General features: G+C 67.5%; 1 pseudogene. It reads left to right on the top strand.

Annotated features, from left to right (window positions below):
* Positions 1-237, top strand: a pseudogene (locus tag SB816_RS34825) (ABC transporter permease); the annotation flags it as partial.

Genomic DNA, 237 nt, shown 5'->3' with positions numbered 1-237 from the left:
CCGCGTGATCGGCCCGATCGCATTGCGCCAGTGCCTGCCCGCGTATTCGACCGAAGCCGTGCTGCTGGTCAAGTCGACCGCGCTCGCGAGCCTCGTGACCGTGTGGGAGGTGACGGGCGTCGCGCAGCAGATCATCCAGCAGACCTACCGGACGACCGAGGTGTTCGTGTGCGCGGCGCTGATCTACCTGGGCCTGAACTTCATCGTCGTGCGCCTGCTCGGCGCGCTCGAATGGCG

Source organism: Achromobacter sp. SIMBA_011 (assembly GCF_046535435.1).
Lineage (GTDB): Bacteria > Pseudomonadota > Gammaproteobacteria > Burkholderiales > Burkholderiaceae_B > Achromobacter > Achromobacter dolens.
Note: the sequence above shows the minus strand (reverse complement) of the source record. Positions and strands in the feature narration are given on the sequence as shown.